Origin of the sequence: Rhodopseudomonas sp. B29, assembly GCF_000333455.1 — a bacterium.
Lineage (GTDB): Bacteria > Pseudomonadota > Alphaproteobacteria > Rhizobiales > Xanthobacteraceae > Rhodopseudomonas.
Genome location: NZ_BADD01000571.1, coordinates 1 through 16552, shown reverse-complemented (window position 1 = coordinate 16552; position 16552 = coordinate 1). Strand labels below are relative to the sequence as shown.

Below are 16552 nucleotides of genomic sequence, written 5' to 3'. Positions count from 1 at the left end.
GCGCAGCCCCACCGATCGCGCATGGGCATCCAGCCCCTCGGCCTTGCCCAGCGTCATCGCCGCCGGCCCGAGTGCCGCGAGCTGCTCCGGCCCGCATTTGAGGATCGAGGTGCGCTTCATGAAATCGAGCACGCCGAGGCCCGACGAGAACCGCGCCGAGCGCGCAGTCGGCAGCACGTGGTTGGAGCCACCGACATAGTCCCCGATCGCCTCCGGCGTGTGGCCGCCGAGGAAGATGGCGCCGGCGTTACGGATCTTGGCCGCGAAGGCTTCGGGATCGGCGGTGATGATTTCGAGATGCTCGGCCGCAATCGCGTCGGCGAGCGGCACGGCATCGTCGAGCTTCGCCACCTTGATGATGGCGCCGAACTCGTCCCACGAGGCGCGCGCGATTTTTTCGCGCGACAGCGTGGTGAGCTGAGCCTGGACGGCGCGCTCGACCTGCGCGGCAAGCTCGGCATCGTCGGTGATCAGGATCGACTGCGCGTTGGCGTCGTGCTCGGCCTGCGCCAACAGATCGGCGGCGATCCAGTCCGGATTGCCGGTGCTGTCGGCCACCACCACGACCTCGGACGGGCCGGCGATCATGTCGATCCCGACGCGGCCAAACACCAGCCGCTTGGCGGCCGCCACATAGGCGTTGCCGGGGCCGACGATCTTGGACACCGGCGCGATCGTCGCAGTGCCATAGGCCAGCGCCGCCACGGCCTGGGCGCCGCCGACGCGGTAGATCTCGGTGACACCGCCGAGCGACGCCGCCGCCAGCACCAGCGGATTGAGCTTGCCGTCGGGCGACGGCACCACCATCACCACGCGCTCGACACCCGCGACCTTGGCGGGGATGGCATTCATCAGCACCGACGACGGATAGGCCGCGGTGCCGCCGGGCACATACAGACCAACGGCTTCGATGGCGCTCCAGCGCCAGCCGAGCTCGACGCCGAGCGGATCGGTGAAGCGGTCGTCCTTGGGCAATTGGCGGCGGTGGAAGAATTCGATGCGGTCGCGCGCCAGCTTCAGTGCATCGACGGTCGCGGGATCGCAGGCCTGCACTGCGGCTTCGATCTCGGCGGCGGTGACACGCAGGCCGGCGGCGTCCAGCGTCAGCCGGTCGAACTTGGCGGTGGCTTCGAGCAGCGCCGCGTCGCCGCGCTTGGCGACGTCGTCGACGATGGCTCGCGTGGCTGCCTCGATATCGGCCGCGACCTCGCGTTTCATCGCGAGGAAGGCTTTGAATTGCGAGGCGAAATCGGAGCTGGCGCTGTCGAGACGGATGGGCATTGGATGATTCCGGCGGGGCGACGGCAAAAGGCGCCCAAGCCTCAATGGCGCGGCGCCTTACCGCCGTCAACCCTCATAACAGACCGGATTCCTTGGGGCTGCGGCGCCGCCGATGATTGACCGTTCAGGCGAGCCCGCCGAGGTCGCCGTCACGATCCGCCGCATCTGCATCGCTGACACCGAGATCGTCCGGGCCGAGATCGGTCAGCGCGCATTCGATGCACTCGACGTCGAGCCGCAGCATGCCGCCCTTGGAAAACATCAGCACCGCGCTACCGCCGGGCGGCTCGTCCGACGGGTGGAATTCGATGCCGATCAGTTCAAGCGCGGTATCAGGTACCGCGGTATCGATATTGCGCGACTTGCAGGCGAGCACGCGGTCGAACCGCAGCGCTGCGACCAGCCGGCCCGCCACCGGCTCGCCCGACAGCGTCTGCTCCCAATCCTGGCGATACAGGCCGATCACCAGCCGCTTCTCCGACTGGCGCCAGACGATGTCGCCGGTCTCGACGCGCGCGTCCTGGACGTGCGCGGAGATCACCGCGAGATCGTCGGCATCGAAGGCGAGCAGTTTGAGCAGACCCAATGCGTCACCCTGGGCGGTTGTCACCCGCTGATACGCTCGATCTGGGCGCCGCAGGCGGAGAGCTTTTCCTCGAGCCGCTCGAAGCCGCGGTCGAGATGATAGATGCGGTTGACCATGGTCTCGCCTTCGGCGGCGAGCGCCGCGATCACCAGCGACACCGAGGCGCGCAGATCGGTCGCCATCACCGGCGCGCCGCGCAGCTTGGCAACGCCGTCGATCGTCGCGGTCTCGCCGTCGAGCTGAATCCGCGAGCCGAAGCGGGCGAGTTCCTGCACGTGCATGAAGCGGTTTTCGAAGATCGTCTCGGTGATGTGCGAGGTGCCCTTGGCGCGGGTCATCAGCGCCATCAGCTGGGCCTGCAGATCGGTCGGGAAGCCGGGGAACGGCGCCGTCGTCACCGTCACCGGGCTGATGCCGGCGCCGTTGCGGGCGACGCGGATGCCGTCGTTGTTGACCGTGATGGTGGCGCCGGCCTGGGCCAGCACGTCGAGCGCCGACTGCAGCAGTTCGGGCCGCGCACCGGAGAGCTGGACGTCACCGCCGGTCATCGCCACCGCCATCGCGTAGGTGCCGGTCTCGATGCGATCCGGCAGCACGGTGTGACGGGCGCCGTGCAGCTTGGCGACGCCCTCGACGGTGATGCGCGGCGTGCCGGCGCCGCTGATCTTGGCGCCCATCTTGATCAGGCAGTCGGCGACGTCGACGATCTCGGGCTCACAGGCGGCGTTGTCGATGATGGTGGTGCCGCTGGCCAGCGTCGCCGCCATCAAGGCGACGTGCGTGCCGCTGACGGTGACCTTGGGGAAGTCGATGGTCGCGCCCTTGAGGCCGCCGGGCGCTCTGGCGATGACGTAACCACCGTCGATGGTCAGCTCGGCGCCGAGCTTCTCCAGCGCCATGATCAACAGATCGACCGGGCGTGTGCCGATGGCGCAGCCGCCGGGCAGCGATACTTTGGCCTCGTGCATGCGGGCGATCAGCGGCGCGATCACCCAGAAGCTGGCGCGCATCTTCGACACGAGTTCGTAGGGCGCGGTGGTGTCGATGATGGTCTTGGCGGAGATGTGGAGGGTCTGGCCCTGATACTCGGTGTCGCCGGGGCGCTTGCCGGCCGACATGATGTCGACGCCGTGATTGCCGAGGATGCGCTGCAGCAGCGCGACGTCGGCGAGGCGCGGCACATTGTCCAGGATCAGCGTGTCTTCGGTGAGCAGCGCGGCGATCATCAGGGGCAAAGCCGCGTTCTTGGCACCCGAGATCGGAATGGTGCCTTCGAGCTTATTGCCGCCGATGATGCGAATGCGATCCATGCCGGTTCCCGCCTGTGCCTGTCCTGAATATACGGCAGGAGCGCCGCCGGTGGCAAAAGCGTGAAACTTTACGGCGATTTGATGGGCGTTTTTGCTGGGTTTGGCGGGAGTCCGGAACGAAGCAAACCGGCGGGCAGCAAAGCCCACCGGTCAGGTGATTCGAGCCTACCAGCGGTCGCCGCCTCGCGGACCCCAGCCGCCACCCTGCGGACCCCAGTCGCCGCCACGATCATAGGTCCGGTAATCCCGGTGACGGGGTTCGCGGAACGCGACGCGCGGATTGACGACGCAGTCGGCCAGACGCCCCGAGGTGGCGGCACGGCACTGCCCGTAGTTGGCATAGCTGCAATCGCCCGGATAGCCGTAGCCCGGCGAGGTGAGGCAATACGCATAGTCACGCGCCTGCGCCGGGGCAGCTGCGAACAGCGCGGTGGTGCCGACGATCGCGGCGCCAGCCAGCATGGCGGCGCGCGGCGCGATCTTCGACAGTCGCTTCAAAACGTCGTTCATCTGTAGACCTCCATGTGCGGCGACAACGGTGATTGTACGCCGTCGTTCCTGCACGTTGCGGATTCCGGGCGATGCCATCGCTGCCGATATATGCCGCACTGCAATTAGCAAAACCCCTCGACGAACGGAGAGTTTTTACGGAACGACGCGTCGAACCGCCTGTTGATTCCCCGCGATACGACCAGACTAGCAAAAAACACGATGGAGGCTTCATGAAGTTTCGTATGATCGGGATGGCGGGAATCGCCGCTGCTGCGCTGATCGCCACCACTTTCGGTGCCGCCGCGCAGGCTCAGACCGATCGCAACGGCAACGCCATGGGTTCGCAGCATGTCGGCAACGGCGCTCCGAGCACCATGTCGCCGGGCAAGAGCGGCGCCACCGGCATGAACCGCGGCAGCGGTGTCACGACGGGCATGAACGGCGCCAATCACCCGACGCCGAGTTCGACTCAGGGCGACACCGGCCCGGGCGGCAACAACAACGGCACGCTCAGCGGCACCGGCGCCACCCGGCGCTGATCGCAGCCAACTAAGCGACACGAGGCCCCGGGTTTCCCGGGGCCTTTTGTTTGGCGCAGGGACTCAGGCGAAGCGCGGCAGCGGATGATAGCGGCGCAGCGCCACGATGGTGATCAGGGCGAACAGCAGCAGCGTGCCGCCTTGGGCGGCGAGGAACGGCGGCTCGTTCTGGTTCGGCGCCAGCGCGTGCAGCAGCGCCACCTTCTGGAACGCCTGGACGATCAGCACGAACACGTTGAGCCACAACGACGCCATGGCGGTGACGATGTAGACCGGCCGCCAGATGCCGGCGAGCCCCCGGCCGTACAGCGCAACCAGCGCCACTGCGAGCAGGATCAGCGACAGGATGCCGACCATGTGGGACGGCAGCAGCTTGACGAACGGAAAGAAGAACCCGGTCACGCTGGTGAGAATGGTGGTGAGCAGAAACAGCGCGGTCCAACCGCGCAGCGGATTGGACGTGAGTAGTCCCACCATCGCGACCAGGCCGGCGCCGATTCCAATCAGGCTGATCACCACATGAACGAGGGTGAAGGTCGCCAAACTCATGCCGAGTACCATGCCCGCCTCCTGCTTTTGCCTCGCAAGAGCGTAACATGACTATCAACACGCCACCATACATTGTTACCGGCAGCAACTGCCCGAACAACGTGCAGCGACGCTCGCGCTGGAGCTGACAGCTCAACTACTTCACGGGCTTCAATTCGTCGGCGAGATACGCGTGCAGTGCCGCCACGACCTGGGCGCCCTCGCCGATCGCGCCGCCGACCCGCTTGACCGAGCCGGAGCGGACGTCACCGACGGCGAACACGCCCGGCACCGTGGTTTCGAGCGGCTGGATCGCCCTGGCTCGATCGGCCGCCGCAGCGGTGACAACGAAGCCGTCGCGGTCGCGATTGACGCCACAGCCGTCGAGCCAGCCGGTGGCCGGATCGGCGCCGACGAACAGAAACAGATTGCGCACCGCCATCGGCGTGTCTTCACCGGAGAGTCGGCTGCGAAGCGTGATGGTGTCGAGCCCGCCGTCTTCGGTGCCGCCCAGCGCGACGATCTCGGTGTTGAACACCAGCTCGATATTCGGCGTCGATTCGATGCGCTCGATCAGATAGCGCGACATGCTGGCGGCGAGGCCGCCGCCGCGGATCACCATGTGGACGCGGCGCGCATGCGTGGACAAAAACACCGCGGCCTGGCCGGCCGAATTGCCGCCGCCGACCAGCACGACGTCCTGGTCCTTGCACAGCCGCGCCTCGATCGGCGACGCCCAATAGTAAACACCGCGGCCTTCGAAGGCCGCGAGGTTCTGGATGCCGGGCCGGCGATAGCGCGCACCGCTGGCAATCACGACGGCGCGCGAGCGCAGCGCCGCGCCGTCGTCGAGCGTGAGTTCGAAGGTGCCGTCATTGCGGCCGCATTCCAGCGCCTTGACCTCGACCGGGATCAGCATATCGGCGCCGAATTTCTGCGCCTGATTGAAGGCGCGCGCGGTCAGCGCGTGGCCGGTGATGCCGGTCGGAAATCCCAGATAGTTTTCGATCCGCGCGCTGGCACCGGCCTGGCCGCCGAAGGCGCGCTGATCGCAGACGGCGACGCTGAGCCCCTCCGACGCTGCGTAAACCGCGGTCGACAACCCGGCCGGACCACAGCCGACGATCACCACGTCATAAATCTTGTCAGCCGACAGACGGCCGTTCATGCCGAGCGCGCGGGCGAGGTCGCCCTCGAGCGGATTGCGCAGCACGGTGCCGTCGGGCGCCACCACCAGCGGCAATTCGTGCGGCGACGGCGAATAGCGCGCCACGATGTCGGCGGCGTCGTGATCGGACCGCGGATCGAGCCGATGATGCGGCCAGCCGTTGCGGGTGAGGAAGCCCATGATCCGGACCATGTCGGGCGACTGTTCGGCGCCGATCAGCACCGGGCCGCCGACGCCGCCCTGGATCAGATTGACGCGGCGCAGGATCAGCGCCCGCATGATGCGCTCGCCGAGATCGGCCTCGGCGACCAGCAGCGCGCGCAGCCGGTCCGGCGCAATCAGCAGAGCCTCGACCTCGCCCTCGGCGGTGCCGTCGACCAGCGCGACGCGACCGGACAATTGCGCGATTTCGGCGGAGAACTCGCCGGGGCCGTGATCGGCCACCGGCGACACGTGGCCGAGCCCGTCGCGCTGGGTGACGCAGACGTGGCCCGACAGGATCACGAACATGCCGGGCCCGATCTTGCCGGTCTCGAACAGCCGTTCACCGTCGGCATAGTGCTTGACCTCGCCGAAGCGGCGGATGCGGTCGATTTCGGCGGCCGTGAGCACCGGGAAGGTCTGATCATGGCGCGGATAGACCCGCGTGCCCGGCTTGGCGTCGAGCACCTCGGACATGTCGTCGCTCTCCCCCGTCATCAGCGCTGGTCTCCCTTCGTCATTACGTTTGCATCGACCGCTGCTGGCGTCTCGGAGCCCTGCTCGTCGCCTTCGCTTTCCGATGCGGCGCGGCCGCGGATCTGCGCCCGCCGCTTCTTAAGATTGGCCCGCAAGGCATCGCGAAGCCGCGCCTGTCGGGCCAGCGCCTGTCCATTCGGGGGGGTCGACGTATCGTTCATGGCCTCGATTGTGCCGGATTGAAATGCATGCTCTGGTTGTAGATCGCTATTGTGACGCGCGGAGGCACAATTGGCCAATGACACTTATGCGCTGCCGGCGCCGCTGCAACGCACCGTGGCATCCTGGCATGCGGCTTTCATGAGTGGCGACGCGGGAGCGCTGCGACCGCTGCTGGCCGAAGGCGCAGTGTATTATTCACCGGGCGTGTTTTCGCCGGTGATCGGGCGTGACGCCGCTCTCACCGTGCTCGGGGCGGTCTGGAACCAGTTGGGCAATTTCACCGCCGGGCGCACCTTTGTGGCCGGGCCCTCCGACGTCTGCCTGGAATTCGGCGCCGCGTTCCGCAAGTCGCCACTCAAAGGCGTCAGCCTGCTGCGGATGGCCGAGGACGGCCTCATCACCGAGATGGAGGTGATGCTGCGGCCGGTCCCGACCTTGATGCGGCTGGCCGAAGTCGTCGGCAGCGCGATCGGCCCGACCTTGCTCGACCTCAAGCTGAAGCCGTAGCGACACGACGGTCGAATCGTTCCGTCCTCAGACCGAATCTCCCCCTCGCCCCCGCCTTTCGCCCAATCAGGGCACGATTTCCCCGCCCCGCGGCCCACCGCGCTTGCGCCGGCGGATATGCTGTGGCAAGGATCGCCCCGCCCGCGGACGGCCCCGCCGATTCCCGCCAGCGCTTAATGCTGCCGTAGCTCAGTGGTAGAGCACTCCCTTGGTAAGGGAGAGGTCGTGAGTTCGATCCTCCCCGGCAGCACCAGCCTACGACCGTGGCTGGCGCGAGCGCGCAACATCCTCTCTCCATGTCGTGACCCGCATTGGCCAGATGGCAGTGTGTGGAGTCGCGCCACAAAAACACGGCACCTTTTCGAGATCGTAGCAGCTCAGTCCGCAGCGCCGCGACGCGCGCTTCGTCGCCCGCCGGCTCTGCCCGCAGGCAGCGCGCCTTCAGGTTATGCCGCGTCGCTCGCTGCGAGCGACGGCTTCCTGCAAGAATGGAGAACCGCTGATCGCAGCCGGCTTGCGGTCGTAGCCGAACCACCAGAGCACCCGAAACACGGTGAGCACTAAACCAGCATCGCCGTCGGCAGATGCAGCTGCAGCAAGGCCAGCTTCAAGGCGACATCGTGAAACCGGGCGGCTGCGAAGCCGGGCACCAGCGCCACGATGATCACGATGGCCGAGAGCCAGTGGATCGAGACGGCGACGGCGCCGTACTGACGGATGCAATTGTCAGGGTCATGGCGACAATCCCGGAAGGCGCGTGATCAGCGGGCCGAGGTCGCCAGGCCGAAGCGCCGCGTCAGCCTGAAGCCGTCCCTGATGCTGCGGCCGATGAGCGCGAGGTTGATGGCGCCGGCGATCAGTTCGATCGCCTGAACCACCGAGAAGGTCTGGTCGAACACGCCGGCGCCGGCGCGCTGCTGCAGGAAGATCGCGCAGGGGACCAGCACCACGATTCCGTTGATGGCGATGAAGCGCATCCGCAGGCGCTTCGCGACCAAGATCGGATGCGGCGACTTGCCACCGATCCTGAATCCGCTGGCGCCGGCAAACGCGATCGACGGAACCAGCAGCGCGAGGCCCCAGAGGATCGCAAGCTTCACGGCCGCGATGGATGCGGGGTCGCCGCCGAGTTCGACGATCACCGTCGAGATCCAGAACGAGAGGATGGTGAGAAACGCAACGATCCCTGCGACGGGATGCAAGGCCCTGATCATTCCGAACTCCTGTTACTCGAGCGGCTCTCAAGCCGGATGCGAATGGCGGCCAGCGCTTCGGCCGTGTTGCTGAGTCGACGCGGATCGGCGTCCCACGCCATCGCGTCGGCGACCGGCCGCCACAGCTCGGTGGCCTGCCGGAAAACGCGCTCGCCCTGCGGCGTCATCACCACAAGCTTGGCGCGTTTGTGAGTCGGGTTGGGTGCGAAGCTGACGAGCCCGGAGGCAGCGAGGTCGTCGACGATCCGCTGCACTGACTGCCGGGCGAGACCCATGTTGTCCGCCAGCCGCGCCACCGGAAACGTGCCGCGGCCATGCGCAATCGAGCCCAGAACCTGCCAGCGGGCACTGGTCAGGCCGAGCGACTTCACCAGTTCATCGCCGAACCTGATCAGCGATCCGTTCAGCCGGAAGACCTCCAGCACGAGGGCGTTGGCGGGATGGTCGAAGGGGGAATCTGCTTCGTCACTCATGACAGCATACTGTCCATTTGACAGTTTACTGTCAATGTTTTTCCGCGGGCTGGTCCGCTCCCCTCGCTTTCGATGCGCCTGCGGTCGATAACGTCGGGGCATGGGGACGAGTGGGCACGCGGCGGATACCGGCATAGGGCCCGCCGTTGCAAATCTCTGAGGCGATGTTCGATGACTTGCGGATCACCGCGACGCGCGGTGGAGCGGTCGCAGCGGCGGACACAGAGCGACCGGGGCTTCGGTCAGCGCGGCCCGCTCACCCGACAATTGAACGCCTTGCGAAACCCGGCGGCGCGGGCGTCGTCTTCGGAGCAGAACCAGCGGTTCGGCTTGGTCAGGCTGGCGTAGCTCGGGCAGCCGCGGAGCTGGTAGACGCCGACATTGCCGGTGAGGCGGGCGCGCTTGGCGATCTTGGCTTTGACGCTGCAGCCGTCGGGCGCCGGCGGCTCGGGCGGAAACAGCAGCGCGGTGGTCTCGGCGCGCTTGTCGTCGCGGCAGGCGGCGCCGAGCAGCGGCGCGGTCGTCGTCCAGTTGCGGAAGTCCTTGGGGGCGACGAAGCAGCCCTTCCACAGCCCCTTGCGCTGCGCCTTGGCGTCGGCCTGCTGGGCGGCGAAGTCCTGCGCGGTGGAGAGCGCGTAGCCGTCCGCCACCATCGCCTCGGCCAGCGAGGCGGCGTCGCCGCCGGCCACGCAGGCGCCGATGCGGCGCCCCTTGAAGGCGGTGTCCGGCCCGAGATCGCGGCAGCTCACACCGCGGCCGCCGATACGCTTGACCAGCGCGTCGCGCGCCTCGACGCCGCAGGCGACGGGATCGGCGAAGGAATTGACGCAGCGCTGATCGAGCTCCGGCGCGTCGATGCCGGCGAGCCGGTAGGTGGTGTCACCGAGCCGGATCGTCGCGGCGTCCTTGACGACGGTTTCGATCGCGAAGGCCGGCGTGACCAGCAGCGAAAACAGCACGACGAGAAGGCGCATGAACGGCGATCCGAATGGGCGGAGCGACGCGCGACCAGCCGCGTGCCGCGATCCCGCAGGGGAAGCGCGCCGCTTATATCATGATCGAAGGTGGCGTCTCGCCTGCGGCGGCTCAGTAGCCGTAGTCGCGATAGATCGAGGACCACCACGGCGGCGGCAGCGTCCGGCGCCATTCGCCGACGGCGACATAGCGTGGCGACGAGCAATAGCCGCAGCCGGCCGGCTCCAGATGTTGGATGTATTGCGGCGGAGCTTCGACCCAGATCACCGGCGGCGCCTGCGGAATGCCGAGCGGACGCGGCGGCGGCACATAAGCGGCGCGGGGCGCGCGGTAGGCCGGGCGATAGGCCGGAGGATACGCGACCGGATAATCCGCCGCCAGCGCCGAGCTTAAGGTCGCGGCGCTCGCCGCCACCACGATCATCGACATCCACGCTTGACGCACCACGCAACCCTCCACGCACTCGATGCGGAAGAATCGCACGATGTCGTAAACAAAGGACTGACGGCGACGCCGGGTGAGCGCCGCCGCGCCCGCGGAACAATGGAACTACACGCTCACCAGTAACAGCAGCCGGAGGTATAAATATAGGCGGGCGCGACCGGAACCGAATAGACCCGGTAGTGGCGGTGATGGACCCGGCGCGGATAATAATAGCGCGGATAACCGTAGGCCGGTGCGTAGTAGCTGGGCGCGTAGTAACTCGGGCCGTAATAGCCGTAACCCGGACCGTAAACGCCGGCGCTCGCCGCCACGCCGCCGAGGATCGCGCCGGCCGCCAGACCGCCGAAGAACGCGCCCGCATCGTGCGCCTGGGCCGAGGTCGAAACCGCAGAGGTCGCCATCACGAGTGCGGCACCGCTGCAAACAGCCAAACCCGAGTTTATTCATGTCGAGCTTCNTTTGATGACGAGTCAGTTGGTGGAGCGATCCAGCGCGGTGAACGACAGCCGCGCATGGGGAGAACGAGTCGTGTAGTCGGCGATATCGCAGCCTCGCCCGCTGCGATGCGGCGCGGCGCCGGTCAGCCTAATGCCGTCGCGGCTCATCGTGCCGGTGACGCCGTAGGCAGCGTCGCCGCAATTCGAGCTGAAAGTGTATGCGGTGCCGGCGAGCCAGCCAGCGTGGTCGCGGCTGCCGCGGAACAGCACCCGGCCAGCATTGACCGGAAGGCCAGGACGTGGATCGAGGTAGCGGATCTCCACTCCCGAGTCAGAGAACGCCCAGGCTTCAACGATCGAGCCGTTGTGCCACAGGCGCGACTTGGTCACGCCCGGCACGTCGCCGGTCTGCGGATCGGCGGCAAAGATCGGCAGGTGTTCGTCGCAGAGCACGAGCACGTTGCCATCGTCGGTGATGCGGTGCCGCGCGACATCGTCGCAGCCGAGCACTTCGGCCAACACCTCTCCGGTCGAAGTCGTGACGCGGGTCGGGCAGCCGTGACTGCCGCAGTGATAGGCCGAGATCATCATCGTGACGACGAGGTCGTGCCCCGATGCGGCGCGTATCCGGCTGAGGTAGAGATGCGGCTTGGCGAGGCTGCCGAACATGATCTCGCTGCCGTCGGACGACCAGAACCGCTGCAGATCGGGATCGGCTGCGGATGCCACATCGCGCTCGGTGTAGGCGACCGGGTAGCCGCCGCGCGGCTGATCAATCAGCCCGGCCGATGCGGTGCCCGGACCGCAGCCGATCAAACCGAGTGCCGCGAGAACGACGGCGCGCATGGCGTCACCCGCGCACGTCGCCGATCGTCGCGAGGCGATCGCGGCCGCAGCGGAAGCTCGGCGCGATGGCGTCGGCGAGGTCGGCGGCTTCGCGATTGGCATCATGGCCACGGCGCACCGCGACGACACCGGCGACGCAGGACGAGCCGTCGGGCTGCAGCCGATGCACCACCAGGGCCTGACGGCCGTCGAGGTAGTAGCGATGGATCGCCGCGAACGGCCGGCCGTCGATCAGCCGCCATTCGATGACGTGGTGCGGATCGGCGAAGGCGCCGCCGAGTGCGTCGTAGGGGCCGTCGCCGGCGGCGGCTTTGCGCCCGAACGACACGTAGGTGCGTGCGTCGGCCGAGAACATATTGACCGACCAGCCCGCCGGGCCCGGCGGGCAGCGCTCGGTCACGACCTCGCCGCCGTGCAGGCTATGGATGGTGCGGCACAGGCCATGCCGGCCGGCGCGGACGTTATCGATCTGCGAATAGACGCTGGACACGCCCGGCTGGGCGGACGCCGCGCCCGTGGCGGCGAGGTAAAGCCCCAATGCAACAGCCATCGATCTCATCAATGTCTCCTTCGGCAATCGGCCGTTCACGCACCGCGTGCTAGCGCCGACGCATGCAGCCACGAAGGTCTTGAGGCTGATTTTCCGCCATCGCGGAAACTCGGGGCTTCGGCTTAACGGTTCGGTGGGGACGCTGAGAGGCGATTGCAGATCGCCCCCGCGGACACGCGGCTTCCGGAGCCGCGGGGCGCTTGCTAGAAGGCCGCATGTCCGACACCTCGCCAGACGCCAGCAGCCTCTCGTTCGACGAGAAGGCCCGCATGATCAAAAGCCACCGTTCGGTTCACGGCGGCCTCATCGGCCTCAAGCTGGAGCGTTACGTACAAGGCGAAGCCTGGAGCAGCCTGCCGTATCACCCGGTGTTCGTCGGCGACACGCGCACCGGCGTGATCCATGGCGGCGTCGTCACCACCATGCTGGACGAGAGCTGCGGCATGGCGGTGCAGCTGGCGCTGCCCAACTCGGCCGCCATCGCGACGCTGGATCTGCGCATCGATTACTTGCGGCCGGCGACGCCCGGACAGCAGATGCACGCTCACGCGCATTGCTATCATTTGACACGCTCGATCGCCTTCGTGCGCGCCACCGCCTATCAGGATTCCGAAGACGTTCCGATCGCCAGCGCGACGGCGATGTTCATGCTCGGCGCCAACCGCACCGACATGCTGCGGCAGACGCCGAAAGTGAAGTTCGACACGCCGCCGCCACTCGAAGCACCCGACAATGCCGACGGGCTGCTGGCGATCAGCCCCTACGCGCGCTTCCTTGGCATCCGCATCGACGGGGAGTCCCAGGCGGTGATGCCGTATGATCCCAAGCTGATCGGCAATCCGATTCTGCCGGCGCTGCATGGCGGCGTGATCGGCGGCTTTCTGGAAACTGCTGCGGTCGTCAGCGTGCATCGCGAGATCGGGCTCGCCACCGCGCCGAAGCCGATCGGCCTGACGGTGAACTATCTGCGTTCCGGGCGTCCGGTCGACACATTCGCCAAAGTCTCGATCGTCAAGCAGGGCCGCCGCGTCGTCGCCTTCGAGGCGCAGGCCTATCAGGACGATCCGGCTCAGCCGATCGCCTCCTGCTACGGCCACTTCATGCTGCGCTCCGAGACCGCCTGACCCTGTGCGCAGTTGTCTTTGATGGCTTAACACCGCCTTCACCAAACCGGCGCGTGGTACAGGAATTTCACCGGCGATTCAGTTTTCGGGGAATAGGTCTCGCTCTCAACAGGTAAGGGACGACCACGCAGCGACCCGACAGTCGATGTGCGGCCCAGCCTGAGGGTGACGATGACGTCGAAAATTCAGAACACCAAGATCGAGCGTGCCGTCTTCATCGAATTCGTCCGGCTGCTCTACACGGCGCGCTGGCCGATCGTGGTGGTCGGCGCCGCCATCCTGACCGTGGGCGTCGCGGTCGGCCGGCAGACCGGCGATGTCGTCGCCCCTCTGATCGGCTTCACGGGCCTTTTGGTATCGATCGCTCGCCTGGTGCTCTGCACCGTGTTCGACCATACCGTCGCGCGGCGGCCGCTCGATCTCGCCGCGGCGAAGCGCTGGGAATATCGGCTGGGCATCGGCGTAATCGCGACAGGTGTGTGCGTCGGCGGCTTCGCGGTGCGCGGCTTCATGTTACCCGACATCACGGCCCACATGGTGGCGGGCAGCCTGGTGTTCGGCTACTGCGCAGGCACCACGACGCGGTTTTCGATCCGGCCCTGGATCGTCAAGGCCAGCATCGCCGTCGCCGCGATCCCGGCGATTCTCGGCGCGCTGTGGAATTTCGACCTGATGCATGTCGCCCAGGCAATGTTGTTCCTGATCTTCTTCTTGGGCGCGTTCGAACTGATCAGCTACATCCACGACACCACCGTCGAGCAGCTGACGCTGCGCGCCGAAGCCGCACATCTGGCCCGGCTCGACGTGCTGACCCGGCTGCCGAACCGGCTGCATCTCGACGAGCACTTCGACGAACTGACCGCGCAGATGGCGCAGCGCGGCGATGGTTTCGCGCTGATCAGCATCGATCTCGACTTCTTCAAGGACGCCAATGACCGCTTCGGCCACGCCGCCGGCGACCAGATCCTGCGCCTCGTCGCCGACCGGCTGACGGCGACGATCGGTGACGACGACCTGGCGGCGCGGATCGGCGGCGACGAATTCGTGGTGATCCAGGCACACGTGACGGACCCGGACGGGGCCGAACAGCTCGGCCATCGCATCGTCGCGGCGCTGTCGGAGCCCTACCCGATCGACGGCGCCACCGCATTGCTCGGTGCCAGCTTCGGCGTCGCGCTGGCGCCGCAGGACGGCACCACGCTGGGGCGGCTGCTGCGCAAGGCCGACGCCTCGCTCTACACCGCCAAGCGCAACCGGCCGGCACGATCCCGCGCGCTGCCGATCCACGACACGGTGCCGCTGGCGCCGGATCTGTGCATCGAATTCGAGTTGTGTACCAAGCCGGCTGAAACGCGGCCGTCCTGATCAGCGGCCGCCATCGACCAGCCGCCAGACGTGGCGGGCGATCATCAGATCTTCGTCGGTCGGAATCACCCACACCGAGACTTTGCTCTCTGGAATGCTGATCCGCGCCGCACCCGCCGCATTGGCGGCGGCATCCAGCGTGATGCCGAGCCAGCCGGCGAGGTCGCAGACGCGCTTGCGGATTTCGGGCGCGTGCTCGCCGATGCCGCCGGTGAACACCAGCGCATCAAGGCCGCCGAGCGCCGCGGCGAGCGAGCCGAGCTCGCGCGAGATGCGGTAGACGAACAGCTCGATCGCCTCGCGGGCGCGGGGATCGTCACTCTCCAGCAGCGTCCGCATGTCGTCGCTGATGCCGGAGACGCCGAGCAGACCGGAGGAGTGATAGAGCAGATCGGTGACCGCCTTGACGCTCATGCCGCGCTGATCGATGAGATACAGCACCACGCCGGGATCGAGTTCGCCGCAACGGCTGCCCATCATCAGCCCGTCGAGCGCGGTGAAACCCATGGTGGTGGCGACGCTGCTGCGCGCGCGCATCGCGCACATGCTGGCGCCGCTGCCGAGATGGGCGACGACGACGCGGCCGTCGGCGACCGCGGGGCCCGCGACTGCCGGCAGCCGGCCGGCGATGTACTCGTAGGACAGGCCGTGAAAGCCGTAGCGGCGCACGCCCTCGGCGTGGAGATCGCGCGGCAGCGCGAAGGCGGTGGCGACTTCGGATTGGCGGTGATGAAACGCGGTGTCGAAGCAGGCGACCTGCGGCAGGTTCGGGTGCAGCTTCGACAGCGCCTCGATCGCCGCCAGATTGTGCGGCTGATGCAGCGGCGCCAATGGCTCGAAGCTGCGGAGCTGATCGACTACGCCGGCCGCAATGACGACCGGAGCATCGAAGATCGCGCCGCCGTGCACGACGCGGTGGCCGGCCGCCGCCAGCGACTGATCCGGAAAACCGCGCTCGATCCAGTCGATCAGCGCCGCCATCGCCTCGTCGAGCGTCTCGCCGTCCGGCAGAACCTCGTCGATCAGCGCCTCGCCGCTGCGGCCGGTCGCCTTGAAATGCGCTTTGTGGCCGATGCCGGAGATTGCGCCTTCGCAGATCAGATGCTCCGCGGTCGGCTCGGAATGCGCCTCGAACAATGCGAATTTGATACTGGAGGAGCCGGCGTTCAGCACCAGCAGCACTTCGCTCATGCGGCGCCCCCGGCGGCGATGTGCGGCGCCGCAGTCGCCTTGTGCCGCGCCAGCAAGAGCGCGATGGCGCAAGAGCCGAGCCGAGCCAGCGTCTTGTCGGCGCGGCTGGTGAGGATGATCGGCACGCGGGCGCCGAGCACGATGCCGGCGACGCGCGCGTGCGCCAGATATTCGAGCTGCTTGGCCAGCATGTTGCCGGCTTCGAGATCCGGCACCACGAAGATGTCGGCGCGTCCGGCGACCGGAGAGACGATGCCCTTCGTCTTGGCGGCCTCTTCGGACACCGCATTGTCGAAGGCCAGCGGCCCGTCGAGAAGACCGCCGGTGATCTGGCCGCGATCGGCCATCTTGCACAGCGCCGCGGCGTCGAGCGTCGAGCGGATGTCCTCGGTGACGGTCTCGACCGCCGACAGGATCGCCACCCGCGGCTCGGCGATGCCGAGCGCGTGGGTGAGGTCGATGGCGTTCTGGATGATGTCGCGCTTGTCGTGCAGCGTCGGATAGATGTTGACCGCCGCGTCGGTGACGAACAGCGCGCGCGGATAGTCCGGCGCATCGATGACGTAGACGTGGCTGATACGGCGCGTGGTGCGCAAACCGAGCGCGCGGTCGACGACCGCGT

At 67.3% G+C, this 16552-nt stretch carries 20 protein-coding genes and 1 tRNA gene; 5 read left to right on the top strand and 16 right to left on the bottom strand.

All coding sequences use genetic code 11. The features are described from left to right. The 4 genes from hisD to I5M_RS20415 all read right to left on the bottom strand — a co-directional run. A partial coding sequence (hisD, locus tag I5M_RS20430) for a histidinol dehydrogenase (RefSeq protein ID WP_022723093.1) occupies positions 1-1281 on the bottom strand: 1281 nt, incomplete at its 3' end. Between the two features lie 124 nt (positions 1282-1405). Further along, a complete protein-coding gene (locus tag I5M_RS20425; protein ID WP_022723092.1) occupies positions 1406-1867 on the bottom strand; it encodes a DUF2948 family protein in 462 nt (153 codons plus the stop codon). A gap of 20 nt (positions 1868-1887) precedes the next feature. After that, positions 1888-3177: a UDP-N-acetylglucosamine 1-carboxyvinyltransferase gene (gene murA / locus I5M_RS20420; protein WP_022723091.1), complete on the bottom strand. Its 1290-nt coding sequence runs from the start codon at positions 3175-3177 to the stop codon at positions 1888-1890. A gap of 165 nt (positions 3178-3342) precedes the next feature. Further along, on the bottom strand, positions 3343-3687 hold the full coding sequence (locus tag I5M_RS20415) for a DUF3551 domain-containing protein (RefSeq protein WP_022723090.1): 345 nt from the start codon (positions 3685-3687) through the stop codon (positions 3343-3345). 212 nt (positions 3688-3899) lie between these two features. Here I5M_RS20415 and I5M_RS20410 point away from each other — a divergent pair, with 212 nt between their 5' ends. Further along, on the top strand, positions 3900-4208 hold the full coding sequence (locus I5M_RS20410) for a hypothetical protein (protein ID WP_022723089.1): 309 nt from the start codon (positions 3900-3902) through the stop codon (positions 4206-4208). 63 nt (positions 4209-4271) lie between these two features. Here the strand turns inward: I5M_RS20410 and I5M_RS20405 are convergent, their stop codons facing one another. From I5M_RS20405 to I5M_RS20395, 3 genes are all read right to left on the bottom strand, one after another. After that, positions 4272-4769, bottom strand: a complete 498-nt coding sequence (locus I5M_RS20405) for a hypothetical protein (protein ID WP_022723088.1) — start codon at positions 4767-4769, stop codon at positions 4272-4274. 124 nt (positions 4770-4893) lie between these two features. Continuing rightward, positions 4894-6582 (bottom strand): FAD-dependent oxidoreductase, encoded by a 1689-nt coding sequence (locus I5M_RS20400; protein WP_031337189.1) that lies wholly within the window; start codon positions 6580-6582, stop codon positions 4894-4896. 20 nt (positions 6583-6602) lie between these two features. Continuing rightward, on the bottom strand, positions 6603-6803 hold the full coding sequence (locus tag I5M_RS20395) for a hypothetical protein (RefSeq protein ID WP_022723086.1): 201 nt from the start codon (positions 6801-6803) through the stop codon (positions 6603-6605). Positions 6804-6873: 70 nt separating this feature from the next. Here I5M_RS20395 and I5M_RS20390 point away from each other — a divergent pair, with 70 nt between their 5' ends. Together I5M_RS20390 and I5M_RS20385 are read left to right on the top strand one after the other, a co-directional pair. After that, a complete protein-coding gene (locus I5M_RS20390) occupies positions 6874-7311 on the top strand; it encodes a nuclear transport factor 2 family protein (protein WP_022723085.1) in 438 nt (145 codons plus the stop codon). Between the two features lie 178 nt (positions 7312-7489). Then, positions 7490-7564 (top strand) — tRNA-Thr (locus I5M_RS20385). A 508-nt stretch (positions 7565-8072) separates the two neighbouring features. On the opposite strand, the gene I5M_RS20375 is transcribed toward I5M_RS20385, so the two are convergent. The 7 genes from I5M_RS20375 to I5M_RS20340 all read right to left on the bottom strand — a co-directional run bounded on the left by I5M_RS20375 (position 8073) and on the right by I5M_RS20340 (position 12259). Next, a complete protein-coding gene (locus I5M_RS20375) occupies positions 8073-8525 on the bottom strand; it encodes a hypothetical protein (RefSeq protein ID WP_022723083.1) in 453 nt (150 codons plus the stop codon). Continuing rightward, positions 8522-8998 (bottom strand): MarR family winged helix-turn-helix transcriptional regulator, encoded by a 477-nt coding sequence (locus I5M_RS20370; protein ID WP_022723082.1) that lies wholly within the window; start codon positions 8996-8998, stop codon positions 8522-8524. The genes I5M_RS20375 and I5M_RS20370 overlap by 4 nt, the downstream gene beginning before the upstream one ends. A 242-nt stretch (positions 8999-9240) precedes the next feature. Beyond that, positions 9241-9972 (bottom strand): thermonuclease family protein, encoded by a 732-nt coding sequence (locus tag I5M_RS20365; RefSeq protein WP_022723081.1) that lies wholly within the window; start codon positions 9970-9972, stop codon positions 9241-9243. 112 nt (positions 9973-10084) lie between these two features. Further along, positions 10085-10420, bottom strand: coding sequence for a hypothetical protein (locus tag I5M_RS20355; protein WP_244432061.1), 336 nt, complete (start codon positions 10418-10420; stop codon positions 10085-10087). A gap of 110 nt (positions 10421-10530) precedes the next feature. Continuing rightward, complete coding sequence (locus tag I5M_RS20350) at positions 10531-10818, bottom strand: hypothetical protein (protein WP_051048798.1); 288 nt, start codon at positions 10816-10818, stop codon at positions 10531-10533. Positions 10819-10887: 69 nt separating this feature from the next. Continuing rightward, positions 10888-11700: a hypothetical protein gene (locus I5M_RS20345; protein WP_022723077.1), complete on the bottom strand. Its 813-nt coding sequence runs from the start codon at positions 11698-11700 to the stop codon at positions 10888-10890. 4 nt (positions 11701-11704) lie between these two features. Then, positions 11705-12259 carry a hypothetical protein gene (locus tag I5M_RS20340; RefSeq protein ID WP_148287927.1) on the bottom strand — a complete coding sequence of 185 codons (555 nt, stop codon included), beginning with the start codon at positions 12257-12259 and terminating at the stop codon, positions 11705-11707. Positions 12260-12465: 206 nt separating this feature from the next. On the opposite strand from I5M_RS20340, the gene I5M_RS20335 reads away from it, so the two are divergent. Together I5M_RS20335 and I5M_RS20330 are read left to right on the top strand one after the other, a co-directional pair. Further along, the gene (locus tag I5M_RS20335) at positions 12466-13374 is read left to right on the top strand and encodes a PaaI family thioesterase (protein ID WP_022723075.1); all 909 of its coding nucleotides are present in this window, start codon (positions 12466-12468) and stop codon (positions 13372-13374) included. Between the two features lie 171 nt (positions 13375-13545). Beyond that, on the top strand, positions 13546-14739 hold the full coding sequence (locus I5M_RS20330) for a GGDEF domain-containing protein (protein ID WP_031337184.1): 1194 nt from the start codon (positions 13546-13548) through the stop codon (positions 14737-14739). Here the strand turns inward: I5M_RS20330 and I5M_RS20325 are convergent, their stop codons facing one another. Together I5M_RS20325 and I5M_RS20320 are read right to left on the bottom strand one after the other, a co-directional pair. Next, on the bottom strand, positions 14740-15930 hold the full coding sequence (locus I5M_RS20325) for an acetate/propionate family kinase (protein ID WP_022723073.1): 1191 nt from the start codon (positions 15928-15930) through the stop codon (positions 14740-14742). Then, positions 15927-16552: bifunctional enoyl-CoA hydratase/phosphate acetyltransferase (locus I5M_RS20320; RefSeq protein ID WP_022723072.1), on the bottom strand; the 626-nt coding region annotated here is incomplete at its 5' end. The genes I5M_RS20320 and I5M_RS20325, both read right to left, overlap by 4 nt.

Bases quoted from the DNA above. Each gene is read 5' to 3' on its own strand.
- murA (WP_022723091.1), bottom strand. From the start codon at position 3,177: ATGGATCGCATTCGCATCATCGGCGGCAATAAGCTCGAAGGCACCATT.
- I5M_RS20415 (WP_022723090.1), bottom strand. From the start codon at position 3,687: ATGAACGACGTTTTGAAGCGACTGTCGAAGATCGCGCCGCGCGCCGCC.
- I5M_RS20410 (WP_022723089.1), top strand. From the start codon at position 3,900: ATGAAGTTTCGTATGATCGGGATGGCGGGAATCGCCGCTGCTGCGCTG.
- I5M_RS20405 (WP_022723088.1), bottom strand. From the start codon at position 4,769: ATGGTACTCGGCATGAGTTTGGCGACCTTCACCCTCGTTCATGTGGTG.
- I5M_RS20400 (WP_031337189.1), bottom strand. From the start codon at position 6,582: ATGTCCGAGGTGCTCGACGCCAAGCCGGGCACGCGGGTCTATCCGCGC.
- I5M_RS20395 (WP_022723086.1), bottom strand. From the start codon at position 6,803: ATGAACGATACGTCGACCCCCCCGAATGGACAGGCGCTGGCCCGACAG.
- I5M_RS20375 (WP_022723083.1), bottom strand. From the start codon at position 8,525: ATGATCAGGGCCTTGCATCCCGTCGCAGGGATCGTTGCGTTTCTCACC.
- I5M_RS20370 (WP_022723082.1), bottom strand. From the start codon at position 8,998: ATGAGTGACGAAGCAGATTCCCCCTTCGACCATCCCGCCAACGCCCTC.
- I5M_RS20365 (WP_022723081.1), bottom strand. From the start codon at position 9,972: ATGCGCCTTCTCGTCGTGCTGTTTTCGCTGCTGGTCACGCCGGCCTTC.
- I5M_RS20350 (WP_051048798.1), bottom strand. From the start codon at position 10,818: ATGGCGACCTCTGCGGTTTCGACCTCGGCCCAGGCGCACGATGCGGGC.
- I5M_RS20345 (WP_022723077.1), bottom strand. From the start codon at position 11,700: ATGCGCGCCGTCGTTCTCGCGGCACTCGGTTTGATCGGCTGCGGTCCG.
- I5M_RS20340 (WP_148287927.1), bottom strand. From the start codon at position 12,259: ATGAGATCGATGGCTGTTGCATTGGGGCTTTACCTCGCCGCCACGGGC.
- I5M_RS20335 (WP_022723075.1), top strand. From the start codon at position 12,466: ATGTCCGACACCTCGCCAGACGCCAGCAGCCTCTCGTTCGACGAGAAG.
- I5M_RS20330 (WP_031337184.1), top strand. From the start codon at position 13,546: ATGACGTCGAAAATTCAGAACACCAAGATCGAGCGTGCCGTCTTCATC.
- I5M_RS20325 (WP_022723073.1), bottom strand. From the start codon at position 15,930: ATGAGCGAAGTGCTGCTGGTGCTGAACGCCGGCTCCTCCAGTATCAAA.